Below are 24,190 nucleotides of genomic sequence, written 5' to 3'. Positions count from 1 at the left end.
ACCTCAACGATAAAGGCCGTTCGCGCCATGGGCGATCATGGCGCGGTTGCCCCGGGTGGCGATCATCTGGTCGATGTTCACCCAATCGATGCCCTGTGCTCCGAGCTTCGGCAACTCCCGCTCCAACAGGGCAAGTGTGGCCGGGTGTGGATGGCCGATCACCACGACTGAACCTTGTTTGCGAGCCAGCTGTATGGCCGCGCGAAACTGCTCGGCAACGGCTTTGGGGCTGGGGTCGTCATCGAGAAAAATGTCGCGCGACAGGCTGGCCAACCCGATCTTTTGCGCGGCAGCTGCGGCGACGGTTCCGGCGTTGGTGCGGCTGTCCAGAAAGAATAGATGACGTTCCTGCAGCTCGCTCATCAGGGCGGTCATGGGGCGCTGTCGATCGGTCATCTGACTGCCCATGTGATTGTTCACACCGCTGGAATGGGGAACCTTAGCCAGTGCGCTGTCCAGGCGGCGATCCAGCTCCGCCTGCGGTAGTTGTGGCTGCCAGGCGTAGGGGCCGCCGGCGGGGGCCATGGGCAAATGCAGCATGACTGTCTTACCTGCCGTCCTGGCCTGCTCAGCCAGCTTCGTGGCGTGGCGGGTATCTGGCAGAATCGCCATGGCCACCGGGCCGGGCAAGGCCAGTACACGCCTGTCCCGAGCGGCATTCTGGCCCAGATCATCGATCACCAGAGCGAGCTTGGGCATCCGCGCGACGACTGCCAGATCATCTGCGCCTTCTATATCGCCGGCTTCAACGCTGGCCATGACGACCATTAGCAGCGGTGCGAGGATTCCCAGCAGAAGACGTACGACCTTGGGCATCCGCTACTGACCGCGAGTGAGGTTCAATCCCTTGAGCAGGTTCAGCGCCTGGCCGAGTTGGAAGTCATCGTCCTGTGGGCGTGGCGAATCGCTGACGATCGGAGCGCCGCTGGGGCGTTCCGGCCCTCCGTTGCCGTTGCCCAGATGGCCGGCCAGATCGGCCTCTCGTATGCCTTCGGCGGCCTGTTCGCGTGTCAGCTTGGCGCGGGTTACCTCGATATCGGGCTCGATGCCCTGAGCCTGGATGGAACGGCCGTTGGGTGTGTAATAGAGCGCAGTGGTGAGTTTCAGGGCGCGGTCATTGTTCAGTGGCAGCACGGTCTGCACCGAGCCCTTGCCGAAGCTGTCTGTACCCATCACGACGCCGCGCTTCTGGTCCTGCAGCGCACCCGCGACGATCTCCGACGCAGAGGCGCTACCGCCGTTGATCAGTACGACCAAGGGAACGCCTTCGCTGGCGTCGCCTGGATCGGCGCTGAAGCGCAGCTCGGAGTTGGCGATGCGCCCTTTGGTGTAAACGATCAGACCATCCGTGAGGAAGTGATCGGACACCTCCACTGCCGCCTGCAGCACGCCACCCGGGTTGTTACGCAGGTCGAGCACCAGGCCGTTGAGTTTCTTGCTGTTTTCCTTGCGCAGACGCGCCAACGCCTTGCCGACTTCTTCGCCGGTATTGATCTGGAACTGGGTGACGCGTAAATAGCCGTAGCCGGGTTCGAGCATCAGGCTCTTGACGCTGTTGACCTTGATCACCGCACGGGTGAGCTTGACGGTGAAGGGCTTGCCACCCTCGCGCACCAGCGACAACGATATATCGCTGCCCGGCTTGCCGCGCATCATGCTGACCGCATCCATCATCGACATGCCCTTGGTCGGCTTGCCATCGATCTTGACGATCAGATCGCCCGCCTCGATACCAGCCTTGGAGGCTGGTGTGTCGTCGATCGGCGACACCACCTTGATGAAGCCATCTTCAATGCCGACCTCGATGCCGAGCCCGCCGAACTCGCCGCTGGTGCTTTCCTGCAACTCGGCAAAGGCCTCGGGCTCGAGATAGGCAGAATGCGGATCGAGGTTGCTGAGCATGCCCTTGATAGCATTCTCCAGCAGGGTTTTGTCATCGACTGGTTCGACATAGGCGGCCTTGATCCGGTCCAGCACTTCGGCGAAGGTGCGCAATTCGTCCAGCGGCAGCGGGGCCTTGCGGGTCGCGGTGTCCAGCGCAATTGGCTCTGGCGCCAGCTCTGCGGGCGATTGCTGGGCCCAGGCGCTCCCGTACAGCCCCAGCATGATGGTCAGGGCCAGGGTGGTGGGTTGGGCTATACGTCGCAGGTGCAGCATGTCTGACTCCAGTTGTGAGGGGCGCTAGCAGCCGGACCGGCCTATCCTTGCGCGCGACACCATTGTGCTGGATCGCTTGGGCGACCCTGTTGGCGAATGGCGAAATACAGTGCGGCGGACTCTTGTCCGCCACTGGTTCCTACGGTGGCGATCGGGTCGCCTGCCTTGACGATTTCTCCGGCGTCGCGCAGCAAGCTCTGATTGTGACCGTACAGGCTCAGGTAACCATTGCCATGGTCGAGGATCACCAGCAGGCCGGCACCCCGCAGCCAATCGGCGAACACCACCCGGCCGCCGTGCACGGCACGCACCTGGGTGCCGACTTCGGCCCCGATCAGCACGCCATCCCACTTGGTTCGAGCATCACCGCCGCGCGGAGTGCCGTAGCGGGCGACCAATCGTCCGTCCACCGGCCAGGGCAGCTTGCCCTTGGCGCTGGCGAATGGGCCGCCGAAATTTCCTCCGGCGCTGGATACGATCGGCCCTGACGGTGCCGGTGCGGTGCGACCTGCCTGTTGCTGGCGGACTTGTTCTTCGCGTGCCGCTGCGAGCGCGCGTTGGCGCTCCTGTTCGGCTTCACGTGCTTGCCGCGCAAGGGTTTGCTCGATGGTCTTGAGGACTCGCTCCAGTTGCGCCTGCTCCTGCTGACGCGCCTTGAGCTTCTGGTCGCGGGTGGAAAAGTCGCGATCGAGCTTGGCCAGCGTCTGACGGCGCTCCTGACGTACCTCGGCCAGCTGGGCGCGGCGCTCCTGCAATCCGTCCTGCTGCTCGGCGAGCGTCGTCTGCTGCGCCTCGATGTTTGCTTCGACCTTGGCCAGCTGGTTGAGCGTTTCGTTGAAGTTTGCGACCTGCTCGAAACGGGCCTTGCTGAGGTAGTCGTAGTAGGTCAGGGTGCGGCTGAATTTTTCCGGGTTCTGCTGATTGAGCAGAAGCTTGAGATATTCCTGACGCCCGCTCTGGTAGGCAGCCCGCGCCTGGATTCCGATCAGGCGCTGCTGTTCGAGGCGAGCGCCTTCCAGTGTGGTCTTTTCATCATTGAGGCGCTCGAGCTCCGCTTCGCTGCGATCGATTTCCTGCTGCAGCGAGTCCACCTGCTTTTCCAGCTGACCCATCTCGCTTTCGGTGGTTTGCAGCTGTTTCTGGACCGCCGATTTCTCCTGCTCGATCTGCTTGAGCAGCTTTTGTAACTCGGCGACGTCCTTGCGTGCCGCTTCGATTTGTTTACGGGCGTCGGCGCGCTCGTCTGCCATGGCCGAACCGAGCAGACAGAAAAGTGCGAATGCGAGAAGAATACGAGGCATGTAAGGGACAAGCCGGAAGGTTTGGGATCGCCGTAGTATGCCTAAAAAAGCGGCTGGAAGCTCGAGCCCTCAGCTGAAGCGAAGGCTCGGTTTCCAGCTGCCATCGTCAGCTTTGCAGTTCGATGATCGAGCGGCCGGTCATCTCTGCAGGCACCGGCAGGCCCAGCAGCGTCAGCATCGTCGGAGCCACATCGGCGAGCACACCGCCTTCGCGGATCGTCAGGTTGCGCTTGCCGTAATAAATGAAAGGCACCGGTTCGCAGGTATGGGCGGTGTGCGCCTGTCCAGTCATGGCGTCTTCCATCTGTTCGACATTGCCATGGTCGGCAGTGATCAATGCCTCGCCGTCAACCTTGTCCAACGCTTCGGTGATGCGACCGATGCAGGTGTCCAGGCATTCCACTGCTTTCACGGCAGCCTCGAACACGCCGGTGTGGCCCACCATGTCGCCGTTGGCGTAGTTGACGATGATCACGTCGTAGCGCTGCTGCTCGATGGCTTCGACGATGCGATCGGTGACTTCCGGGGCGCTCATCTCCGGCTGCAGATCGTAGGTGGCGACCTGTGGCGATGGAATGAGAATGCGTTCTTCGCCGGGAAACGGCTCCTCACGACCGCCGGAAAAGAAGAAGGTGACGTGGGCGTACTTCTCGGTCTCGGCGATGCGCAGCTGGGTCTTGCCATTGTTCGCCAGGTATTCGCCCAGCACATTGGTGAGGGCTTCGGGTGCGAAAGCCGACGGTGCGGGGATGCTTGCGGCGTACTGGGTCAGCATGACGAAGCCAGCCAGTTTCGGTACGCGCGCGCGCGGGAACTCGTTGAAATCGGGCTCCACGAAGCAGCGGGTCAGTTCGCGCGCGCGGTCGGCACGGAAGTTCATGAACACCACGGCATCGCCATCTTCCACGCGTACCGGCTCGCCGATAGTGGTGGCTTTGACGAACTCGTCGCTCTCGCCGCGCTCGTAAGCGGCGATCAGGCCGTCCACCGCATAGTCGGAACGATAGGCCGCCTTGCCGTCGACGATCAGGTGATAGGCCTGCTCGACACGGTCCCAGCGGTTATCGCGATCCATCGCGAAGTAGCGACCGATCAGGCTGGCGACGCGGCCTTTGCCCAGGCGGGTGAAGGTGGCCTGCATCAGTTCGATGGAATGTTGGGCGCTTTTCGGCGGAGTATCGCGGCCATCGAGAAAGGCATGCAGATAGATCTTTTCGGCGCCGCGCTTGGCGGCCAGTTCGGCCATCGCCACCAGATGGTCTTGATGGCTGTGTACGCCGCCATCTGACAGCAGGCCGAGGATATGCACGGCCTTGCCCGCGGCGGCGGCCTTGTCGACCGCGGCGCAGATGTTCGGGTTCTCGAAGAACTCGCCGTCCCGGATGGACTTGGTCACTCGGGTGAAGTCCTGATACACCACGCGACCAGCACCCAGGTTCATGTGCCCTACCTCGGAGTTGCCCATCTGGCCGTCCGGCAGGCCCACATCCATGCCGCTGCCGGAAATCAGACCGTGCGGCTGGCTGGCGAGCAGACGGTCATAAACCGGTTTGTTGGCGGCGTGGATGGCATTGAATTCAGGACTGTCGCTGTGTCCGAAGCCGTCGAGAATCATCAGTACCAGGGGTTTGGGCGCAGCAGGCATGTATCTGGCTCCTTGCACGAGGGCGCGAAAAATGGCGGCCAGTCTACTGGCTGGCCCGTTTGGCGTCACGATTCGCAGGGTTCAGCCCGGTGGAGGGGCTGTGTATACTGGCCCGCATTTTATCCCCCGGGTACCCTATTGATGGTCGCTAACCTGATTGAATTTGTCTCCAACCACTATGTACTGGTCAGCATCTTTCTGGTGCTGCTGGTCCTGCTTGCCTTCACCGAGGCGCGCAAGGGCGGCAAGAGCCTGAGCAATCGTGAGCTGACCAATCTGGTCAATCGCGACGAAGGCGTGGTGTTGGACGTGCGTGCGAAGAAGGAGTTCGACGCGGGCCGCATCGTTGACTCATTGAACATTCCCTACGAGAAGCTGGTCAGCCGAATGGGCGAGCTGGAAAAACACAAGGGCAAGACGATCATCGTCGTCGACGCCATGGGCCAGCACGCTGGAGCGGCCTGCCGTGAGTTACAGAAGGCGGGCTTTACTGCTGCCAAGCTTGCTGGGGGAATTTCCAGCTGGCGCGGCGAGAATTTGCCAGTGGTCAAGTAAATATGCCAAAAGTCGTCATCTATACCACCGCCTGGTGCCCGTACTGTGTCCGGGCCAAGAGTCTGCTCGATCGCAAGGGTGTCAGTTACGAGGAAATTGCCGTGGACGGCAAGCCGGCCTTGCGTTCCGAAATGGCGAACAAGGCCGGACGTACCTCGGTTCCGCAGATATGGATAGGTAACGAGCATGTCGGTGGCTGCGACGAGCTGCACGCGCTGGAACGGGCAGGTCGGCTGGATCCGCTGCTACAGGCATGATTCGATTACAGCTCTGTCGGGCGGGCGACTCGCATCGGCGCTGGCAGGGCGATCTCCAACACGACATGCACAACAAGAAGGCTTCACATGACTGAACAAGCAAACAACGGCGCAGCGGCTGGTCAGGACGAGCAGGGCGCACAGTTTTCCCTGCAGCGGATCTATGTTCGAGACCTTTCTTTCGAGGCGCCGAAAAGTCCAGAAATCTTCCGTCAGGAGTGGAATCCGAGCGTTGCGCTGGACCTGAACACCAAGCAGAAGTCGCTCGAAAACGATTTCCATGAGGTGGTGTTGACTCTGTCGGTTACCGTCAAGACGGGCGAGGAGGTGGCGTTTATCGCCGAAGTCCAGCAGGCCGGTATTTTCCTGATCAAGGGGCTTGAAGCCCAAGCCATGAGTCACACGCTTGGCGCCTTCTGCCCGAACATCCTGTTCCCCTATGCCCGCGAAACCTTGGACAGCCTGGTCACTCGTGGTTCTTTCCCGGCGCTAATGCTGGCACCGGTGAACTTCGATGCGCTGTATGCCCAGGAAATGGCTCGCATGCAGCAGGGCGGCGAAGCGCCGGCTACCGCTCACTGATTAGCGTCCTTTCGTAAGATCCTCTCGTTACACGCTAGCGCGGGACGCCTGGTGTCCCGCGCTAGCGGTTTACGGTTCTCAGCGTACCTTCACGACCAGTTTGCCCACAGCCTTGCGCTGGGCCAGCGTGTTTATCGCGTTGGCGGTCTGCTCAAGCGCGAAGGTCTGCGATACCAAGGGTTTCAGTTTGCCTTCGGCGTGCCAGGCAAACAGCTGCTTGAAGTTGGCAGCGTTGTCATGCGGCTGACGGCGGGCGAAGCTGCCCCAGAACACCCCTATCAGCGAGGCACCCTTAAGCAGTGGCAGATTGGCCGGCAGCGAAGGTATATCGCCGGCGGCAAAGCCGACCACCAGCATGCGGCCGTTCCAGGCAATGCTGCGAAACGCTTCTTCGAACAGCTTGCCGCCCACTGGATCGTATATCACGTCTACACCCTGGCCGTCGGTCAGTTCCTTCAGGCGCTCCTTGAGGCTGCTGTCTGTGTAGTTGATCAGCTCATCGGCACCCGCAGCCTTTGCGACCTCGAGCTTCTCGGCGGAGGACGCGGCGGCGATGACTCTGGCCCCCATTGCCTTGCCGATCTCGACGGCGGCCAAGCCGACGCCGCCCGATGCGCCCAGGACCAGCAGGGTTTCGCCGGGCTGCAGGTTGGCGCGTTGTTTGAGTGCATGCATCGAGGTGCCATAGGTCATGCTGAAGGCCGCAGCCGTCTCGAAACTCATGCTAGGTGGAACTGGCAGCACATTGTCTCCCGGGACGGCGACTTGCTCGGCAAAGCTGCCCCAGCCCGTCAGCCCCATGACGCGGTCGCCGACTTTCAAGTGGGTAATGTTCTCGCCCACCGCGGCGACCACGCCTGCAGCCTCACCGCCCGGCGAAAACGGAAAGGGCGGCTTGAACTGATACTTGCCTTCGATAATCAGCGTGTCCGGAAAGTTGACGCCGGCGGCATGTACATCGAGCAGCACCTCGCCCTTCTTGACCTGCGGGCTATCGATTTCTTCGATGACGAGTTTCTCGGCCGGGCCGAATTCTTTGCACAGGACAGCTTTCATCGGGTTTTCCTTATTGTCGTCAGAGAGGGACCATTGCCATTTTCGAGTTCAACCAGTCTAGGAGCCTGCTCGCGGCGTGCAATGAGCATGGTCTGTCCTGATGGCGATACATAAGGCCGGGCTTGGGTCCGCGCGTGGCACTGGTTATGCTGGTGACCGTATCCCTTGGAGTTTTCACGTGAAGCGACTTCTTGCTGTTTTCTTCGCGCTTTGTATGGCGCAGCCGGTTCTGGCCGAAACGTCCGAAGCCGATGCGGCCGCCACCAAAACCATCTATTACGCGTTGGTCCCTGCGTTGGTAGGAAACTACGGTTCGGGCGGCAGGCTGAAGTACTACAAGGCCGACATTGCGTTGCGTGTCAGCGGGAGTGAGGCGGAAGCGAAGGTCAAGCATCACGAGCCGTTAATCCGCAATCAGCTGGTGACGCTATTTTCGCAACAGACCGACGCCAGCCTCGGAGCGGTCGAGGCCAAAGAAGCCCTTCGGCAGGAAGCGCTCAAGCAGGTACAGGCGGTGCTCACTCAGGAAGAAGGTGAGCCCTTGGTGGAAGACCTGCTATTCAATAATCTGATTGTTCAATAGTGGCCCGAGGGCATGGCAGCCCAATGGCTCAGCGCATACCGAGAATGGCGAGCCACTCGCTTTCACTGACCGGCATCACTGAGAGCCTGCTACCCTTCTGTACTAATGGCATCTGCGCGAGAGCCGGCTCCGCTTTGAGTCGAGGCAATGTCAGCGTCGAATCGAAGCGTTCGACAAAGCCGACGTCTACGGCGCTCCAGGGGTTTTTTGTTTCGTGGGCCTTGACGTCAAAATAGCTGCTGTCGGGGTCAAGGGCGGTCGGGTCGGGATAGGCGGTGCGCTGAATTTCTCCTATTCCGGCGATACCAGGCGTGGCGCAGCTTGAGTGGTAGAAGAAGAACCGGTCACCTTCAGCCATCTGGCGAAGGAAATTGCGAGCCTGGTAGTTGCGTACGCCATCCCAGCGACTCGTGCCGAGTTGCTCCAGGTTTCGAATAGAAAATTCGTCCGGTTCGGACTTCATCAACCAGTACGGCATGGTCTTTGCTCACTGCTGATTGCATTGATGGGTTCTCAAACGCAACATCCCCGACAATCGGTCGCAACGCAAGTTTGCGCTGTACCGAGGCATGACGGAGAATGCCGCGCTTGAGGTTGGCATTGTCGAGTCTGGAAAACTAAAACGATACTGACTCGACGTAACACTGTCGCCTAGCAGGGGGAGGCGAAAACTATGAAACGCAAGCCAGACATTCTTTGGATCCTGGTGCTGATTTTTGGCCTCGGGGTCGTGACAACGGGCTACACCCAGGGGTTGTGGGATCGGCCAGGCGACACGTCTTCAATGGTTCCGATCAGTCATTCGCAACAGCTTCAGCGCTGGGCGCGCCCGCCGCATGGACGCGGCCCCAGATATTCCTCAGCTATTCCCGCCTCGCTTCGCATACCAGCCCCGGCCCGTCACCGTAGCCTCCAAGCTCACATCCCAGCTGGCCAATGGCAAGCGATCAACCTTCTGACATTCGTGGGCAAGGCCTAGAAGCGTCGGTTTGTGACCTTTTTTGCGCCTACTGCGGTATGCCAGGCTGCGATCATAAAAGCCCCCTCCCATGCCCAGCCGGCCACCGTGTTCGTCGAACCCCACCAGCGGCATAAGAATTAGATCGAGGGCCCAGATGGAGCGCTGACGGGCATGACAAAAAACCGGCTCGGAGATACCGAATCGGTTCGGCTTCAGCTGCTCGTTCGGAAGTATTCGCTGGAACACCATGCGCGTGCGTGGCCAGGCATTGAGCACCGGCAAGTAGGTCGCCTTGCCGCGTCGTTGCGCTTCCAGTAACAGCGGGCGGGGATCTATTTCACCGTCGTTGGGCAAATACAGAGCGACGTGGCGCGCACGGCGAAACAGCGGATGCTGAGCCAGTTGCCGATAAAGGTTTCTTGCGGCCTGACGTTGCTGGACGGGCGAGAGCTGGCGGCGAGCTTGTCGCAATTGACGTCGCAGCGCCGGGCGCGAGAGGCCTTCGGCTGCGATCATGAAATGAGGCTCCCCAGCATGCCGCTGCCAGCGTAGGCCCTTGAACCCGAGAGTTCAAGGTGGCGACTACAGAGTACCTTAAGGCTTTCCGTCAGGCGGACATGCACACCGGCACTACGTGTAGCCTCCATGGTGTTGCTTATCGGGAGAGGGTCATCGCCGACTGGCGAACATGCCAGGGAGTGGGCGGGATTATAACGCAATCTGTCTGCCGTTCATCAGTTGCTGGAGGGGTTTGGATCAGTGGCCAGCGCGCTGTCGACCCGCTCAAGCAAAACGCGGACGTGCTCGCGGGCGCTGTTGGCTTCGGCGTCCAGCCGGTCATGCTTGTGTAGCAATTCATGGGTGATGTTGAGCGCGGCCATTACCGCGACACGGTCGGCGCCAATGACCTTTCCGCTGCTGCGGATTTCCCGCATCTTGCGGTCCAGGTACTGCGCGGCGCCTTCGAGGTTGCTGCGTTCTTCGGGTGGGCAGGAAATGCAGTATTCCTTGTCCATGATGTGCACGGTTACGGTGTTCGGCTGGGTCATGAGTCCTGCTCCAGGGCTTTCAGGCGCGAAATCATTGATTCGACCTTCACTCGTGCCATTTCGTTCTTTTCAATCAGATGAGCGCGTTCCTCGCGCCAGGCATGCTCGCTGTGAAGCAGCAAGCGATTCTGCACCTTGAGTTGCTCGATGCGCTGAATCAGCTGTTCCAGCTTGGCGGTCAGCAATTGCAGATCGGCGTCTTCCATGGGATTCCCGGTAAGTGGCGCGAGCATCTGGCGGTCCGGCTTCGATGGTCTTGGCTCGTGTGCCGATGCTAGGATACAAGGCCTCATTCTAGTCATTAGCGCCACTGCGCGCCTAGCCGCCAATGCCCATTCAGAACTCGCCGTATGCCGCTTTCGCCACATTGCTGGCCAGCAGTGCCCAACCCGTCACACCCGCCGAGCTGCACGGGCTTTTGCTCGGGCGCAGCTGTGCCGGCGCCGGTTTCGATGTCGACATCTGGTTGACCGATGCAGCCGAGCTGCTCGGCACCGAGCCCGAGGAGTCGGTGCGCCAGGCGCTTATCGGCTTGCAGGAGATGGTCAAAGGCGAGCTTGCCGGTGACGACATCGCCATCGTGCTGTTGCTGCCCTCCGATGATGCACCGCTCGCCGAGCGCGCGCTTGCCCTGGGGCAATGGTGCCAGAGCTTCCTGACCGGCTTCGGCTTGATCGCCGGTGACCGCGCGCTGAGCGGCGAGGCCATGGAAGTCCTGCAGGATCTGGCAGCCATCGCGCAGATCCAAGACTCCCTGGAGGAGTCGGAGGACGGTGAAAGTGACTACATGGAAGTCATGGAATACCTGCGCGTGGCGCCACTGCTGCTGTTCACCGAGTGTGCAAAGCCGGTACCGCCGGCACCCAAGCCCTCCTTGCATTGAGGACCCAGCCGTTCATGATCCGCATCCCGAAGTCGGAATACAGCCGTCGGCGCAAGGCGCTGATGGCCGAGATGGAACCCAACAGCATCGCCATCCTGCCGGCGGCGCCGATGTACATCCGCAATCGCGACGTCGAGCACATCTACCGTCAGGACAGTGATTTTCAATATCTGTCCGGGTTCCCTGAGCCGGAATCGGTGATTGCGCTGATCCCGGGCCGCGAGCATGGCGAATACGTGCTGTTCTGTCGTGAACGCGATCCGGCGCGGGAACTGTGGGACGGGTTGCGGGCGGGCCAGGACGGGGCCATCTCCGAGTATGGCGCTGATGACGCCTTTCCCATCGGCGATATCGACGACATTCTGCCTGGCCTGATAGAAGGGCGTTCACGGGTTTACTACGCCATCGGCAGCAATCAGGAATTCGATCACCGGTTGATGGAGTGGATCAACACTATCCGCTCCAAGGCGCGTCAAGGAGCGCAGCCACCGAACGAGTTCGTCGCCCTCGATCATCTGTTGCATGACCTGCGTTTGTACAAATCGACCAACGAGGTGAAGGTGATGCGCGCCGCGGCGGAGATCTCCGCCCGCGCCCATGTTCGCGCCATGCAAGCCAGTCGCCCAGGCCTCTACGAATATCACCTGGAAGCGGAGCTGGACTACGAGTTTCGCAAGGGCGGGGCGAAGATGCCGGCTTACGGCTCCATCGTCGCGGCTGGCAAGAACGCCTGCATTCTGCATTACCGCGAGAACGATGCGGTGCTTAAGGATGGCGACCTGGTGCTGATCGATGCCGGCTGTGAGATCGACTGCTACGCCAGCGACATTACCCGCACTTTCCCGGTCAGCGGTCGCTTTTCAGCCGAACAGAAAGCGATCTACGAGCTGGTGCTGGCAGCCAATGAAGAGGCCTTCAAGCATATTGCGCCCGGCAAGCATTGGAACGAGGCCCACGAGGCTACCGTTCAAGTCATCACGGCCGGACTGGTCGAGCTGGGTCTGCTTCAGGGCGATGTCGAGGAGCTGATCGCCGCCGAAGCCTACAAGCCTTTCTATATGCATCGCGCCGGTCACTGGCTGGGCATGGATGTCCATGATGTCGGCGACTACAAGGTCGGCGGCGAGTGGCGCGTGCTGGAGCCGGGCATGGCGATGACTGTCGAGCCGGGCATCTATATCGCCGCTGACAACCAGGACGTGGCGAAGAAATGGCGCGGCATTGGTGTTCGCATCGAGGATGATGTGGTTGTGACCCGCACCGGCTGCGACATCCTCACCACCGGTGTGCCCAAGACCGTCGCGGAAATCGAGGCCTTGATGGCGACCACCTCCGAGGTCGCCTAGGCATGGGTCGGCTCGCCATCGTGGGCGGCGGACTGGTCGGTGCCAGTCTGGCGCTGGCGCTGCAGCAGGGCGCCAGGCAACGCGGCTGGACCATCGAGCTGATCGAGCCGTTCGAGCCGGGCAATGAATATCAGCCCAGCTACGACGCGCGCTCCACCGCGCTTTCCTACGGTACCCGGCTGATCTACCAGCGGTTGGGCGTCTGGGAGCGGATTGCCGAGCGTGTTGAGCCGATCAGCCGCATCCATGTTTCCGATCGCGGGCGGGCGGGTGCTGCTCGGCTCGCTGCCAGCGCCGAGCAGGTGCCTGCACTGGGCTATGTCGTGGAAAACGCCTGGATTGGTCATTGCCTGTGGCAGGCGCTGGATGATCGGGTCGTGGTTCGTCACTGCCCCGCCGAAGTCGAGCGTATGCAGCCCTTGGACGGCGGCTATCGGCTGATCCTGACTGACCGGCAACAGCTTGACTGCGACTTGGCCGTGCTCGCCGACGGGGGGCGGTCCGCGTTGCGCGAGCAACTCGGCATCGAGATCAAGTGCACGCCTTATGATCAAACGGCGCTGATCGCCAACGTGACGCCGGGCAAGCCTCATGGCGGACAGGCGTTCGAGCGCTTCACCGATAGCGGGCCGATGGCGCTGTTGCCGTTGCAGGACAATCGCTGCGCCTTGGTCTGGACGCGTTCGGAGCAGGATGCGGCGCGTCTGGCCGCGCTCTCGGAAGCGGAGTTTCTCGGCGAACTGCAACAGGCGTTCGGCTATCGCTTGGGAGGTTTCCAGCAGGTCGGGGCGAGGCATCTCTATCCGCTGATGCTGATAGAGGCAGCAGAACAGGTTCGCTCCGGGTTGGTCGTACTGGGTAACGCCGCGCACAGCTTGCACCCTATCGCAGGGCAGGGATACAACCTGTCTCTGCGAGACACCGAGGCGCTCGCGAATGCGCTATTGAGCAGTCCTAAGGGATTGGGGGATCTGGGTGTGCTGCAGGCTTATCATCGGCAGCAGCGGACGGATCAGCGACTCACCGTGGGTTTTTCCGATCGGCTGACCCAGCTGTTCGGTGATTCGGCCCGTCTTTCCAGCGCGGCGCGCAACGTCGGACTGCTGGGGTTGGATCTCATGCCGCCAGCCAAGAGCTGGTTTGCGCGGCAAGCGATGGGGCTGGGCGTACGCGAACGTTGAGCGTCTTGGGCTGATCGTTCGGAGTGGTCGAGTTGTTTCCTGAACCCGCTCAGCATTGGACCGTTCCGGGCGATTGGAGAGCTACGGCGGGAGCAGTCCTGCCGGGTTGAGTATCGAGCGTGTAATGCGCAGGGCCGTCAGTTCGGCTTGCGGACCCACCAGACATGCCGCAGCCGAAGGCCGGCGCGGTGTAGGAGAGCAGCAATGCAAGCGGACCTCATCATCGTCGGTGCCGGGATGGTCGGCAGTACTCTGGCCTTGGCACTGCAAGACGCCGGCTTCGCCATCAAGCTGATCGATGCCGGCCCGCTGGACGTCCAGACTTTCGCCCCCGACGCCCCATTCGAACCGCGTGTCAGTGCGTTGTCCGTCGCCAGCCAGCGGATTCTCGAGCGTGTCGGCGCCTGGTCTGGAATCGTCCGGCGCCGTGCCAGCCCCTATACCGATATGCATGTGTGGGATGGCTCCGGCACCGGGCAAATTCATTTTTCCGCCGCATCGGTACATGCCGAGGTGCTCGGCCACATCGTCGAGAACGCTGTGGTGCAGAACGCCCTGCTAGAGGTTTTGGAGGCGCATGGCTCGATCGAATTGCTGGCCAACGCACGTCTGGAGCGAATGCAGCAGAACGAACATGGCTGGACCCTGACCCTGGCCGACGGGCAACAACTCAGCGCCGGTCTGGTGGTTGCGGCCGATGGCGCCAACTCCGCGGTCCGCCGTCTGGCAGGTTGCGAAACGCGCGAATGGGATTATCTGCACCATGCCATCGTGACCAGTGTGCGCTGTGCCGAACCGAATCAGCAGACGGCCTGGCAGCGCTTCACCGATGACGGCCCGTTGGCCTTCCTGCCGCTGCAACGCGGAGACGATCCGCATTGGTGCTCCATCGTCTGGTCGGCCACCGAAGACGAGGCTCAGCGTCTGATGGCTCTCGACGATCAAGCGTTCTGTCAGGCGCTTGGGCGGGCCTTCGAATACCGCTTGGGCGAGGTTCTGAAGGCCGATCCGCGCCTTTGTATTCCCTTGCGGCAGCGCCATGCCAAGCGCTATGTGCAACCAGGCCTGGCGCTCATTGGCGATGCTGCGCACACCATCCACCCCCTGGCGGGGCAGGGCGTGAACCTAGGCTTGCTTGATGCCGCAGTGCTTGCAGAGGTACTGCTGGCGGCTACCGCTCGGGGTGCCCAGTTGGGTGATCCCCGTGTATTGGGCCGTTTCGAACGACGCCGGATGCCGCATAACCTGGCCATGATGGCTGCGATGGAAGGCTTCGAGCGCCTGTTCCAGGCCGATCCTCTGCCGCTGCGCTGGCTGCGCAATACCGGCCTGAAAGCGATTCAGGCCATGCCGGAAGCCAAGGCATTGTTCGTGCGTCAGGCTTTGGGTCTGAGCGGTGATCTACCGGATCTGGCACGCGTCTGACCGACGATGGCTCGCGGTCTCCGGGTGGCGCGAATAGTCGCGTTGAGAAAGTAAATGACATTCACTACTATTCAGCCTCGTTCATCAATGAAATGAGGCTGATCCATGCAGGCAAGCAAAGGTTTACTCGCCGCTCTGGCGCTCACTGCGCTGTCGAGCGCTGTACAGGCTGCCGATGAAGTGGTGGTTTACTCCTCGCGGATCGATGAATTGATCAAGCCTGTTTTCGATGCCTACACGGCCAAAACCGGCGTCAACGTCAAGTTCATCACCGACAAGGAAGCGCCGCTGATGGCTCGCATCAAGGCCGAAGGCGAGAACACGCCGGCGGATCTACTGTTGACGGTGGATGGCGGCAACCTTTGGCAGGCCGAGCAGATGGGCATCCTGCAGCCACTGAAGTCCCAGGTGATCCAGGACAATATTCCCGCCCAGTACCGCTCATCCAGCAACGCCTGGACTGGCCTGTCGCTGCGTGCTCGGACCATCGTCTACTCGCCCGAGCGGGTCGAGAAGGGCGAGTTGACCACCTACGAAGCGCTGGCGGACAAGAACTGGGAAGGCCGTCTGTGCCTGCGCACCAGCAAGAAGGTCTATAACCAGTCGCTGACGGCCACGCTGATCGAGACCCACGGCGCTGAGAAGACCGAGGCGATCATCAAGGGTTGGGTGGATAATCTCGCAACCGACGTATTTGCCGATGACACTGCCTTGATTCAAGCAGTCGATGCCGGTCAGTGCGACGTGGGTATCGTCAATACCTATTACTTCGGCCGCCTGCATGCGCAGAATCCTGAGCTGAAAGCCAAGTTGTTCTGGCCAAACCAGGGTGATCGCGGCGTACACGTCAACCTGTCAGGCATCGGCCTGACCAAGTACGCACCGCACCCCGAAGCGGCACAGAAGTTGGTGGAGTGGATGACCTCGCCGGAGGCACAAAACATTTTCGCCGACATCAACATGGAGTTCCCGGCCAACCCGAATGTGAAGCCGTCTGCGGAGGTCGCCGCGTGGGGCGATTTCAAGGCGGACACCATTCCGGTCGAGGTTGCCGGCAAGCGCCAGGCTGAAGCCATCATGCTGATGGACCGTGCCGGCTGGAACTAATCGGCTGCGGCGAGCTGCAAGCAGGTTTCATATCACGGCGCCGGGCAAAGAAAGGCTTCGGCTTCTCGGTCTCGGCGCCACACTGCTTACAGCTATCGCTGTCGTTATACTCGACGCCCCCGGCATGCTCCGGGGGCGTTGTCATTTTTGCTTCCGAGGCCTGAGTGTCCCACCCTGTCGAGCACCGTTGGTACCCTATCTCCCTCGCCGTCGCCGCGCTGGTATTGCTGCCGCTTAGCGTCCTGCTGTTCAGCTGGAGCGACATCGACACGGGCATTTGGTCGCACCTCTGGCAAACCCAGATGCCACGACTGCTTGGCAACACGCTGACGCTGGTCCTGGGTGTCGGCTTAGGGGTGACGGTGCTTGGGGTCAGCCTGGCGTGGCTGACTTCGTTGTGCGAATTTCCGGGGCGGCGCTGGCTTGACTGGGCGCTGATGTTGCCCTTCGCGATTCCCGCCTACGTGCTGGCATTCGTCTTCATCGGCCTGCTGGATTTCGCCGGCCCGGTACAGACGTTGGCGCGCGAGTGGTTCGGCAGCGGGGTACGCTTTCCTCGGGTCCGTTCCACCGGCGGGGTGATCATCGTTTTGGTCCTAGTATTCTACCCCTACGTGTATCTCTTGGCGCGCTCGGCATTCATCGCCCAGGGCAAGGGATTGATGGAGGCGGCGCGAGTCCTCGGGCAGTCGCCCTGGCGAGCGTTCTGGAGCGTGGCATTGCCGATGGCGCGGCCGGCAATCGGCGCCGGGCTGGCCTTGGCATTGATGGAAACGCTGGCCGATTTCGGAGCTGTCGCGGTATTCAACTTCGATACTTTCACCACCGCCATCTACAAGACCTGGTACGGGTTCTTCAGCCTCACCAGCGCGACTCAGTTGGCCAGCCTGTTGCTGCTGGCGGTGATGCTGGTGCTCTACGGCGAACGCCGTGCGCGCGGTGCGGCCAGACCCGCCAATGACCGGGCTCGCTCGGCTGTGCTCTATCGACTACATGGATTCAAGGCGCTCGCCGCCAGCAGTTGGTGCGGCCTGGTGTTTCTCTGCGCCTTCGTCGTTCCGGTGCTGCAGCTGCTGGTGTGGCTCTGGCAGCGTGGGCGATTCGATCTCGATGAGCGGTATACCGGGTTGATTCTGCATACGCTCTACCTGGGAGGCCTGGCGGCCTTTATCACGGTCGCGGTGGCGTTGCTGCTGGCCTTTGCCCGGCGCCAGGCACCGGTACGCACGGTGAAGACAGCTGTTGGGTTGGCAAACCTGGGCTATGCGCTGCCGGGTTCGGTGCTGGCGGTTTCGATCATGCTCGCGTTCAGCTATCTCGATCGTGAACTGGTCATTCCTCTGTCCGCATGGCTAGGCGGCGCCGGCAAGCCGTTCCTGCTCGGTAGCCTTGCGGCCTTGCTGTTGGCTTATCTGATCCGTTTTATGGCCGTCGCGTTCGGCCCACTGGAAAGCGCACTGGCGCGAATCCGTCCCTCACTACCGCAAGCGTCGCGCAGCCTTGGTGTGGGCGGGCCGGCGCTGTTTTTCCGGGTATATCTGCCGTTGCTGTTGCCCGGCACGTTGAGCGCTGCACTGCTGGTATTCGTCGACGTGCTGAAGGAAATGCCGGCGACGCTGTTGATGCGCCCGTTCGGGTGGGACACGCTGTCGGTGAGAATCTTCGAAATGACCAGCGAAGGCGAGTGGGCGCGTGCTGCGCTGCCTGCGCTGACGCTGGTGCTGGTGGGCCTGCTGCCGGTCATCCTGTTGATACGCCGTTCGGCCCGACGAGCGGGTTGAGCATTCGCTCCATCGCCGCACCGTGACCTGTCACATCCTTGGGGCTACAATGCGCGCCATTCAAAAATCGTCGGGCTTGTCTGCTCGACTCTAATGAGCTTCACCCACGCCGCTTCGGCGACCTGCCCGGAAGGAGAAACCCATGGGTCAGCGTACTCCCCTCTACGATCAACACCTCGCACTTGGCGCCAAGATGGTTGACTTCGGCGGCTGGGACATGCCGCTGCATTACGGCTCCCAGGTAGAGGAGCATCACCAGGTGCGACGTGATTGTGGAGTGTTCGACGTCTCTCACATGACGGTGGTCGACGTCGCGGGCCCCGACGCCATGAGCTATCTCCAGCGCCTGCTGGCCAACGATGTGAGCCGCCTCGGGCCGGTAGGTAAAGCGCTGTACACAGCGATGCTCAATGAGCGCGGCGGCGTGATCGATGACCTTATCGTTTATCTCACCGACTGGGGCTACCGCCTGGTCGTCAACGCCAGCACTCGCGATAAGGATCTGGCCTGGATGCAGGCGCAGGCGGAAGGCTTTGCCGTCGAAGTGACCGAGCGACCCGAGCTGGCGATGCTGGCTATCCAGGGACCGCAGGCGCGAGCCAAAACGGCTGAGCTGGTCAGTCAGCCTCGGGCCGCGCTGATTCAGGAATTGAAGCCGTTTCATGGCCGGGCCGCTGGGGACTGGTTCATCGGGCGCACCGGCTATACCGGCGAGGATGGTCTGGAGATCATTCTGCCGGCCGAGCAGGCCCCCGATTTTCTCAGTGAACTGGTCGGGGCCGGTATTTCACCAATCGGATTGGGTGCGCGTGACACGCTGCGCCTCGAGGCGGGCCTGAATCTCTACGGCCAGGACATGACCGAAGACGTCTCGCCGCTGCAAGCCAACATGGGCTGGACCGTGGCCTGGGAGCCGGCCGAACGTGACTTCATTGGTCGCGCGGCGCTGCAAGTGCAGAAAGAACAAAGCGACCTGCCGAAACTCGTGGGTCTGGTGCTCGAAGAGCGCGGCGTGCTGCGTGCCCATCAGACCGTGCGGGTCAATGGTGTTGGCGAAGGCGAAATTACCAGCGGCAGTTTTTCGCCTACGCTTGGCAAAGCCATCGCGCTGGCGCGTGTGCCGGCCGCAGCCGGTGACCGCGCCGAAGTGGAGATCCGCGGTAAGTGGTATCCCGTGCGCGTGGTGCAGCCGACTTTCGTGCGTCACGGCAAAGTACTGGTGTAAATTCGGCCAACTGCTTCCTAGCAGCGGGCGGTCGAGCCTGTTTCGTGCCCGCAAACCGACAGTTTTTTTGAGGACATACGAATGAGCGACATCCCCAGCGATCTGCGTTACGCCGCCAGCCACGAGTGGGCTCGCCTCGAAGCGGACGGCAGTGTAACCGTCGGCATCTCCGATCACGCCCAGGAAGCCCTGGGTGATGTGGTGTATGTGGAACTGCCGGAGATCGGCCAGCAACTCACCGCCGGCCAGCAGGCCGGCGTGGTGGAGTCGGTAAAGGCCGCTTCGGACATTTACGCGCCGATTTCCGGAGAAGTGGTCGCGGTCAACGATCAGCTCACCGACTCACCGGAGATGGTCAACAGCGAGCCCTATGGCAGCTGGTTCTTCCGGCTCCAGCCGAACGACGCTTCTGAACTGGACAAGCTGCTCGACGCAGCGGGTTACAAGGCCTCCTGCGACGCCGAAGCCTGAGCGGTCCCCTAACAAAAAGCCTCGCGATGCAGGTGTGTGAGAATCGATCACATCGGTTTCACAAAAGCCTGTGTGTCGGGGCTTTCCTTTTTCGAGAGAGCAGTGATGTCCCACGTGCCGCGCCTTTCCCAGCTCCAGCAACCTGACGCCTTTTTGCGTCGCCATCTCGGTCCCGATGCGGCTGAACAGCAAGCCATGCTCGACGCGCTGGGCTTGTCCAGCCGTGAGCAGTTGGTCGAACAGACCGTACCGCCGGCGATCCGCCTTCAGGGGGAGCTGGCATTGCCACCGGCGTTGGACGAGCAGGGCGCACTGGCACGGCTGCGCAGCTATGCCGAGCAGAACCAGCTCTGGACCAGTCTGATCGGCATGGGTTATCACGGCACCATCACGCCGCCGGTAATCCTGCGTAACGTGCTGGAGAATCCGGGTTGGTATACCGCCTATACCCCCTATCAGCCGGAAATCGCTCAGGGCCGTTTGGAGGCACTGCTGAATTTCCAACAGCTGACCATCGATCTTACCGGGCTGGACCTGGCCAACGCCTCGCTGCTCGATGAGGCGACCGCGGCTGCGGAAGGGATGACGCTGGCGCGGCGCATGGCCAAGAGCAAGAGCAACCGCTTCTTCGTCGATGAGAACTGTCACCCGCAGACGCTCTCGGTGGTGCAGACCCGTGCCGAGGCCTTCGGCTTCGAACTGGTGGTCGGCGCCGTCGAGGATATCGCGGCGCAGGAGGTGTTCGGCGCGCTGCTGCAATACCCCGACACCCACGGCGAGATCCGCGACTTGCGCCCGGCGATCGAGGCGCTGCATGCCCAGCAGGCGCTGGCCTGTGTCGCAGCCGATCTGCTCAGCCTGCTGCTGCTGACGCCACCGGGCGAACTCGGCGCGGATGTGGTGCTCGGTTCGACCCAGCGCTTCGGCGTGCCGATGGGCTACGGCGGCCCGCATGCGGCCTATTTCGCCACGCGTGACGCCTTCAAACGTGCCATGCCTGGGCGCATCATCGGTGTGTCCAAGGATGCCCGCGGTAACACGGCGCTGCGCATGGCGTTGCAGACGCGCGAGCAGCACATTCGTCGCGAGAAGGCCAACTCCAACATCTGCACCGCCCAGGTGCTGTTGGCCAACATCGCCAGCTGCTACGCGGTATACCACGGCCCCGAGGGGCTCAAGCGCATCGCCCAGCGCACTCATCGATTGACGTCGATTCTGGCCGGCGCGCTGGAGCGGCACGGCATCAAGCGCCTCAACCAGCATTTCTTCGACACCCTGACCCTCGAGGTGGGCGGCGCTCAGACCGCGGTCCTCGAAAGCGCCCGGGCCGCGCGGATCAATCTGCGTATCCTTGGTCGCGGCAAGCTGGGTGTCAGCCTCGATGAAACCTGTAACGAGCAGACCGTGGAGCAGCTGCTGGCGGTGTTTCTCGGTGCCGATCACGGACTGGACATCGCGACGCTGGACGCGGGTGAAATCGTCAGTGGCATCCCGACCGAACTGCAGCGCAGCAGCGCTTATCTGACTCACCCGGTTTTCAACACCCACCACAGTGAAACCGAGATGCTGCGCTATCTCAAGCAGCTGGAAAACAAGGACCTGGCATTGAACCAGGCAATGATTCCGCTCGGTTCATGCACCATGAAGCTCAACGCCACCAGCGAGATGATCCCCATCACCTGGCCGGAGTTCGCCAACCTGCATCCCTTCGCTCCGCAGGAGCAGGCGCATGGCTACAAGTTGATGATTGACGAGTTGGAGGCCTGGCTCTGTGCGATCACCGGCTTCGATGCGATCTCGATGCAGCCCAACTCCGGCGCGCAGGGTGAATACGCGGGCCTGGTCGCGATCCGCAAGTATCACGAGAGCCGTGGCGAAGGGCAGCGGGATATCTGCCTGATCCCGTCCTCGGCGCATGGCACTAACCCGGCGTCGGCGCAGATGGTCAGCATGCGCGTTGTGATCGTCGAGTGCGACAAGGCGGGCAACGTCGACCTTGAAGATCTCAAGCGCAAGGCCGCCGAAGCAGGCGACAAGCTGTCCTGCCTGATGATTACCTACCCATCGACTCACGGCGTCTACGAGGAAGGCATTCGCGAAATCTGCGAGGCGATCCATGCGCAGGGCGGCCAGGTCTATATGGACGGCGCCAACCTCAATGCGCAGGTCGGCCTGGCGCGACCTGCCGACATCGGTGCGGACGTCTCGCACATGAACCTGCACAAAACCTTCTGCATACCCCACGGGGGCGGCGGTCCTGGCATGGGCCCGATCGGCATCAAGGCGCACCTGCAGCCGTTCGTGTCCAACCATCCGGTGATCGAGTTGCAAGGGCCGAATCCGCAGAACGGTGCGGTCAGTGCGGCGCCCTGGGGCAGCGCCAGCATCCTGCCGATCAGCTGGATGTACATCGCCATGATGGGGCCGCAGCTGCGCGATGCCACCGAAGTTGCGATTCTCAGCGCGAACTACCTGGCGATGCGCCTCGGTGAGGCGTTCCCTGTGCTCTACAGTGGCCGCAACGGCCGGGTTGCGCACGAATGCATCATCGACCTGCGGCCGTTGAAGGCGCAGACCGGTATCACCGAGGAAGACGTCGCCAAACGCCTGATCGACTACGGCTTCCACGCGCCGACCATGTCGTTCCCGGTGCCGGGCACGCTGATGATCGAACCGACCGAGAGCGAGTCGAAGGTGGAGTTGGATCGCTTCGTCGAGGCGATGCTGAGCATCCGCGCTGAGATTGCCAAGGTTCAGGACGGCGGCTGGTCTGCCGAGGACAACCCACTGGTTCGTGCACCGCACACCCTGGCCGATGTGACCCACCTGTGGGATCGCCCCTACAGCATCGCCGAGGGCGTGACCCCTAGCGCCCACACCCAGGCGCACAAATACTGGCCGGCGGTAAACCGGGTCGACAACGTCTTCGGCGATCGAAATCTATTCTGCGCCTGTGTGCCTGTCGAGGATTACCGGGACTGAACTGCCGCGGTGTAGGCGGATGCCGCTTTCTTGCATCCGCCGCAATTCCGCAGGGTGGATCGTTAAACGTGATCCGCTCTGCGGCGCTGTTGCAGCGTCAGCCTTGTGCTTCTGCGTCTTCTTCCAGCATTCCAAGCAGTTCAGCCAGTTTCAGCTGCGCTTCTTCCACGCCCTGCCGCTTGGGCGCTGAGAATAATTGCACGCTGACCCCATCTCCCCAGCCCTTGCGAATGTCTCGCTGGATCGCCAGCAGAGCGTTTTTCGCCGCACCGAAGGCGAGCTTGTCCGACTTGGTCAGCAGGATATGCAGCGGCATCTCGCTGGCGCTCGACCAGTCGAGCATCATCCGGTCGAACTCGGTCAGGGGGTGGCGGATGTCCATCATCAGGAATACGCCGGCGAGGCTCTCGCGGCTGCTCAGATACGCCTCGAGGTGACGTTGCCAATGCTGCTTCAACGGGATCGGCACCTTGGCGTAACCATAGCCGGGAAGATCGACCAGGCGGTGATCATCATCGAGGCGGAAGAAGTTGAGCAGCTGGGTACGACCCGGCGTCTTCGAAGTACGAGCGAGGCTGGCGTGGGTGAGCGTGTTCAGCGCGCTGGACTTGCCCGCATTCGACCGGCCGGCGAAAGCGACTTCAAGGCCCTCGTCAGCCGGGCATTGATCGACCTTGGCGGCGCTGGTCATGAACGTGGCTTGCTGGCAGAGGCCGAGAATCGGGTTTTTGGGGAGCATGGGCTTTCCGGTGAGTGCGCGGGGTGCGGCAATGGTTCATTTCCGTTTCAAGAGCGCCAGTATATAATGCCGCAGATTTTGTGTGCGCTTTGGTCTTAAAACCGCCCTGTACCACGGTTCCTCCGGCTGTCATGAAGGGCACGTCGGCAGGCCGTTCGGGTGCTGGATCAGGCGCCACTTTTAACGAGCGGGCCATGACCCCAGCGGTCGGCTTGCCGAATAAGATTTCTTTAAACCCCTTTAGCCGTAGTTGGATGAGCTGATGAACAAAGTACTCGTGAGTCTGCTGTTGACCCTTGGCATCGCCGGTATCGCCCAAGCGGCTGGAAATGCCGAAGCCGGTAAGGAGAAGGTTGCAGTTTGTGGCGCCTGCCACGGTGCCGATGGCAACAGCGCCGCACCGAACTTCCCTAAACTGGCAGGCCAAGGCGAGCGCTATCTGTTCAAGCAGCTGCAGGACATCAAGGCCGGCAGCAGCCCTACCGCCGAGCCTGGTGTTGGCCGCAAGGTACTGGAAATGACCGGCATGCTAGAGCCGTACAGCGATCAGGATCTTCAGGACATCGCCGCCTACTTCGCCAGCCAGAAGGTGACCGTCGGCATGGCGGATCCGGCGCTGGTTGCCCGCGGCGAGAAGCTTTTCCGTGGTGGCAAGGTTGAAGATGGCATGCCGGCCTGCACCGGCTGCCACTCGCCGGATGGCGTGGGTAACAACCTGGCGGGCTTCCCGCATCTGGGCGGCCAGCATGCGGCTTACACCGCCAAGCAGTTGACCGACTTCCGCGAAGGCAACCGCACCAACGATGGCGATGCGGCGATCATGCGGACCATCGCGTCCAAGCTGAGCAACAAGGATATTGAAGCCCTGTCGAGTTACATTCAGGGTCTGCACTGACAGCATCGG

Annotated in this window: 24 protein-coding genes and 1 other RNA gene; 14 read left to right on the top strand and 11 right to left on the bottom strand. The window is 61.7% G+C overall.

Annotated features, from left to right (window positions below):
* Positions 1-3: 3 nt before the first annotated feature.
* From MCB86_RS14155 to gpmI, 4 genes are all read right to left on the bottom strand, one after another.
* Positions 4-768 (bottom strand): divergent polysaccharide deacetylase family protein, encoded by a 765-nt coding sequence (locus MCB86_RS14155; protein ID WP_155397681.1) that lies wholly within the window; start codon positions 766-768, stop codon positions 4-6.
* 51 nt (positions 769-819) lie between these two features.
* The gene (locus MCB86_RS14150; protein ID WP_239611286.1) at positions 820-2,157 is read right to left on the bottom strand and encodes a S41 family peptidase; all 1,338 of its coding nucleotides are present in this window, start codon (positions 2,155-2,157) and stop codon (positions 820-822) included.
* A 41-nt stretch (positions 2,158-2,198) separates the two neighbouring features.
* Positions 2,199-3,458, bottom strand: a complete 1,260-nt coding sequence (locus MCB86_RS14145) for a murein hydrolase activator EnvC (RefSeq protein ID WP_239611285.1) — start codon at positions 3,456-3,458, stop codon at positions 2,199-2,201.
* Between the two features lie 106 nt (positions 3,459-3,564).
* Positions 3,565-5,103, bottom strand: coding sequence for a 2,3-bisphosphoglycerate-independent phosphoglycerate mutase (gene gpmI / locus MCB86_RS14140; protein ID WP_045164110.1), 1,539 nt, complete (start codon positions 5,101-5,103; stop codon positions 3,565-3,567).
* Positions 5,104-5,244: 141 nt separating this feature from the next.
* Between gpmI and MCB86_RS14135 the strand changes: the two genes are divergently transcribed.
* The 3 genes from MCB86_RS14135 (at position 5,245) to secB (ending at position 6,497) form a co-directional block, all read left to right on the top strand.
* Entirely contained in the window at positions 5,245-5,658 is a 414-nt protein-coding gene (locus tag MCB86_RS14135) for a rhodanese-like domain-containing protein (RefSeq protein WP_045164109.1), read from the top strand.
* Positions 5,659-5,660: 2 nt separating this feature from the next.
* Complete coding sequence (grxC, locus tag MCB86_RS14130) at positions 5,661-5,915, top strand: glutaredoxin 3 (protein ID WP_239611284.1); 255 nt, start codon at positions 5,661-5,663, stop codon at positions 5,913-5,915.
* An 87-nt stretch (positions 5,916-6,002) separates the two neighbouring features.
* Complete coding sequence (gene secB, locus MCB86_RS14125; RefSeq protein ID WP_045164107.1) at positions 6,003-6,497, top strand: protein-export chaperone SecB; 495 nt, start codon at positions 6,003-6,005, stop codon at positions 6,495-6,497.
* Between the two features lie 78 nt (positions 6,498-6,575).
* Here secB and MCB86_RS14120 read toward each other — a convergent pair whose 3' ends face one another.
* Positions 6,576-7,553 carry an NADPH:quinone oxidoreductase family protein gene (locus MCB86_RS14120; protein WP_239611283.1) on the bottom strand — a complete coding sequence of 326 codons (978 nt, stop codon included), beginning with the start codon at positions 7,551-7,553 and terminating at the stop codon, positions 6,576-6,578.
* 178 nt (positions 7,554-7,731) lie between these two features.
* On the opposite strand from MCB86_RS14120, the gene MCB86_RS14115 reads away from it, so the two are divergent.
* A complete protein-coding gene (locus MCB86_RS14115; protein ID WP_239611282.1) occupies positions 7,732-8,136 on the top strand; it encodes a flagellar basal body-associated protein FliL in 405 nt (134 codons plus the stop codon).
* A 28-nt stretch (positions 8,137-8,164) separates the two neighbouring features.
* Here the strand turns inward: MCB86_RS14115 and MCB86_RS14110 are convergent, their stop codons facing one another.
* From MCB86_RS14110 to MCB86_RS14090, 5 genes are all read right to left on the bottom strand, one after another.
* Positions 8,165-8,614: an EVE domain-containing protein gene (locus MCB86_RS14110; protein ID WP_239611281.1), complete on the bottom strand. Its 450-nt coding sequence runs from the start codon at positions 8,612-8,614 to the stop codon at positions 8,165-8,167.
* A gap of 381 nt (positions 8,615-8,995) precedes the next feature.
* Positions 8,996-9,613 carry a 5-formyltetrahydrofolate cyclo-ligase gene (locus tag MCB86_RS14105; RefSeq protein WP_045164102.1) on the bottom strand — a complete coding sequence of 206 codons (618 nt, stop codon included), beginning with the start codon at positions 9,611-9,613 and terminating at the stop codon, positions 8,996-8,998.
* 6 nt (positions 9,614-9,619) lie between these two features.
* Positions 9,620-9,798: non-coding RNA, 6S RNA (gene ssrS / locus MCB86_RS14100), on the bottom strand.
* A gap of 33 nt (positions 9,799-9,831) precedes the next feature.
* Positions 9,832-10,146, bottom strand: a complete 315-nt coding sequence (locus tag MCB86_RS14095; protein WP_045164101.1) for a cell division protein ZapA — start codon at positions 10,144-10,146, stop codon at positions 9,832-9,834.
* Complete coding sequence (locus MCB86_RS14090; protein ID WP_239611596.1) at positions 10,143-10,352, bottom strand: TIGR02449 family protein; 210 nt, start codon at positions 10,350-10,352, stop codon at positions 10,143-10,145. Before MCB86_RS14090 ends, MCB86_RS14095 begins: the two co-directional genes overlap by 4 nt.
* 122 nt (positions 10,353-10,474) lie before the next feature.
* On the opposite strand from MCB86_RS14090, the gene MCB86_RS14085 reads away from it, so the two are divergent.
* From MCB86_RS14085 to gcvP, 9 genes are all read left to right on the top strand, one after another.
* Positions 10,475-11,029 carry a YecA family protein gene (locus MCB86_RS14085; RefSeq protein WP_045164099.1) on the top strand — a complete coding sequence of 185 codons (555 nt, stop codon included), beginning with the start codon at positions 10,475-10,477 and terminating at the stop codon, positions 11,027-11,029.
* 14 nt (positions 11,030-11,043) lie between these two features.
* Positions 11,044-12,375: a Xaa-Pro aminopeptidase gene (pepP, locus tag MCB86_RS14080; protein ID WP_239611280.1), complete on the top strand. Its 1,332-nt coding sequence runs from the start codon at positions 11,044-11,046 to the stop codon at positions 12,373-12,375.
* 2 nt (positions 12,376-12,377) lie between these two features.
* Positions 12,378-13,556 (top strand): 2-octaprenyl-6-methoxyphenyl hydroxylase, encoded by a 1,179-nt coding sequence (ubiH, locus tag MCB86_RS14075; protein ID WP_239611279.1) that lies wholly within the window; start codon positions 12,378-12,380, stop codon positions 13,554-13,556.
* A gap of 204 nt (positions 13,557-13,760) precedes the next feature.
* The gene (locus MCB86_RS14070; RefSeq protein WP_045164096.1) at positions 13,761-14,981 is read left to right on the top strand and encodes a 2-octaprenyl-3-methyl-6-methoxy-1,4-benzoquinol hydroxylase; all 1,221 of its coding nucleotides are present in this window, start codon (positions 13,761-13,763) and stop codon (positions 14,979-14,981) included.
* 105 nt (positions 14,982-15,086) lie between these two features.
* A complete protein-coding gene (locus tag MCB86_RS14065) occupies positions 15,087-16,088 on the top strand; it encodes an extracellular solute-binding protein (RefSeq protein WP_045164095.1) in 1,002 nt (333 codons plus the stop codon).
* A 164-nt stretch (positions 16,089-16,252) separates the two neighbouring features.
* On the top strand, positions 16,253-17,869 hold the full coding sequence (locus tag MCB86_RS14060) for an iron ABC transporter permease (protein WP_239611278.1): 1,617 nt from the start codon (positions 16,253-16,255) through the stop codon (positions 17,867-17,869).
* Positions 17,870-18,011: 142 nt separating this feature from the next.
* Positions 18,012-19,094 (top strand): glycine cleavage system aminomethyltransferase GcvT, encoded by a 1,083-nt coding sequence (gene gcvT / locus MCB86_RS14055; RefSeq protein ID WP_045164092.1) that lies wholly within the window; start codon positions 18,012-18,014, stop codon positions 19,092-19,094.
* An 81-nt stretch (positions 19,095-19,175) separates the two neighbouring features.
* A complete protein-coding gene (gcvH, locus tag MCB86_RS14050) occupies positions 19,176-19,565 on the top strand; it encodes a glycine cleavage system protein GcvH (RefSeq protein WP_239611277.1) in 390 nt (129 codons plus the stop codon).
* Positions 19,566-19,670: 105 nt separating this feature from the next.
* Positions 19,671-22,547 carry an aminomethyl-transferring glycine dehydrogenase gene (gene gcvP, locus MCB86_RS14045; protein ID WP_045164090.1) on the top strand — a complete coding sequence of 959 codons (2,877 nt, stop codon included), beginning with the start codon at positions 19,671-19,673 and terminating at the stop codon, positions 22,545-22,547.
* A gap of 97 nt (positions 22,548-22,644) precedes the next feature.
* Here the strand turns inward: gcvP and yihA are convergent, their stop codons facing one another.
* Entirely contained in the window at positions 22,645-23,286 is a 642-nt protein-coding gene (gene yihA, locus MCB86_RS14040) for a ribosome biogenesis GTP-binding protein YihA/YsxC (RefSeq protein WP_045164089.1), read from the bottom strand.
* A gap of 262 nt (positions 23,287-23,548) precedes the next feature.
* Between yihA and MCB86_RS14035 the strand changes: the two genes are divergently transcribed.
* Complete coding sequence (locus tag MCB86_RS14035) at positions 23,549-24,181, top strand: c-type cytochrome (protein WP_239611276.1); 633 nt, start codon at positions 23,549-23,551, stop codon at positions 24,179-24,181.
* The last annotated feature ends 9 nt before the right edge of the window (positions 24,182-24,190 follow it).

This window comes from Pseudomonas sp. KSR10, from assembly GCF_022355455.1.
Lineage (GTDB): Bacteria > Pseudomonadota > Gammaproteobacteria > Pseudomonadales > Pseudomonadaceae > Stutzerimonas > Stutzerimonas stutzeri_E.
This window is presented reverse-complemented; position numbering and strand designations above follow the sequence as displayed.

Bases quoted from the DNA above. Each gene is read 5' to 3' on its own strand.
- MCB86_RS14155 (WP_155397681.1), bottom strand. From the start codon at position 768: ATGGTCGTCATGGCCAGCGTTGAAGCCGGCGATATAGAAGGCGCAGAT.
- MCB86_RS14150 (WP_239611286.1), bottom strand. From the start codon at position 2,157: ATGCTGCACCTGCGACGTATAGCCCAACCCACCACCCTGGCCCTGACC.
- MCB86_RS14145 (WP_239611285.1), bottom strand. From the start codon at position 3,458: ATGCCTCGTATTCTTCTCGCATTCGCACTTTTCTGTCTGCTCGGTTCG.
- gpmI (WP_045164110.1), bottom strand. From the start codon at position 5,103: ATGCCTGCTGCGCCCAAACCCCTGGTACTGATGATTCTCGACGGCTTC.
- MCB86_RS14135 (WP_045164109.1), top strand. From the start codon at position 5,245: ATGGTCGCTAACCTGATTGAATTTGTCTCCAACCACTATGTACTGGTC.
- grxC (WP_239611284.1), top strand. From the start codon at position 5,661: ATGCCAAAAGTCGTCATCTATACCACCGCCTGGTGCCCGTACTGTGTC.
- secB (WP_045164107.1), top strand. From the start codon at position 6,003: ATGACTGAACAAGCAAACAACGGCGCAGCGGCTGGTCAGGACGAGCAG.
- MCB86_RS14120 (WP_239611283.1), bottom strand. From the start codon at position 7,553: ATGAAAGCTGTCCTGTGCAAAGAATTCGGCCCGGCCGAGAAACTCGTC.
- MCB86_RS14110 (WP_239611281.1), bottom strand. From the start codon at position 8,614: ATGCCGTACTGGTTGATGAAGTCCGAACCGGACGAATTTTCTATTCGA.
- MCB86_RS14105 (WP_045164102.1), bottom strand. From the start codon at position 9,613: ATGATCGCAGCCGAAGGCCTCTCGCGCCCGGCGCTGCGACGTCAATTG.
- MCB86_RS14095 (WP_045164101.1), bottom strand. From the start codon at position 10,146: ATGACCCAGCCGAACACCGTAACCGTGCACATCATGGACAAGGAATAC.
- MCB86_RS14090 (WP_239611596.1), bottom strand. From the start codon at position 10,352: ATGGAAGACGCCGATCTGCAATTGCTGACCGCCAAGCTGGAACAGCTG.
- MCB86_RS14085 (WP_045164099.1), top strand. From the start codon at position 10,475: ATGCCCATTCAGAACTCGCCGTATGCCGCTTTCGCCACATTGCTGGCC.
- pepP (WP_239611280.1), top strand. From the start codon at position 11,044: ATGATCCGCATCCCGAAGTCGGAATACAGCCGTCGGCGCAAGGCGCTG.
- ubiH (WP_239611279.1), top strand. From the start codon at position 12,378: ATGGGTCGGCTCGCCATCGTGGGCGGCGGACTGGTCGGTGCCAGTCTG.
- MCB86_RS14070 (WP_045164096.1), top strand. From the start codon at position 13,761: ATGCAAGCGGACCTCATCATCGTCGGTGCCGGGATGGTCGGCAGTACT.
- MCB86_RS14065 (WP_045164095.1), top strand. From the start codon at position 15,087: ATGCAGGCAAGCAAAGGTTTACTCGCCGCTCTGGCGCTCACTGCGCTG.
- gcvT (WP_045164092.1), top strand. From the start codon at position 18,012: ATGGGTCAGCGTACTCCCCTCTACGATCAACACCTCGCACTTGGCGCC.
- gcvH (WP_239611277.1), top strand. From the start codon at position 19,176: ATGAGCGACATCCCCAGCGATCTGCGTTACGCCGCCAGCCACGAGTGG.
- gcvP (WP_045164090.1), top strand. From the start codon at position 19,671: ATGTCCCACGTGCCGCGCCTTTCCCAGCTCCAGCAACCTGACGCCTTT.
- yihA (WP_045164089.1), bottom strand. From the start codon at position 23,286: ATGCTCCCCAAAAACCCGATTCTCGGCCTCTGCCAGCAAGCCACGTTC.
- MCB86_RS14035 (WP_239611276.1), top strand. From the start codon at position 23,549: ATGAACAAAGTACTCGTGAGTCTGCTGTTGACCCTTGGCATCGCCGGT.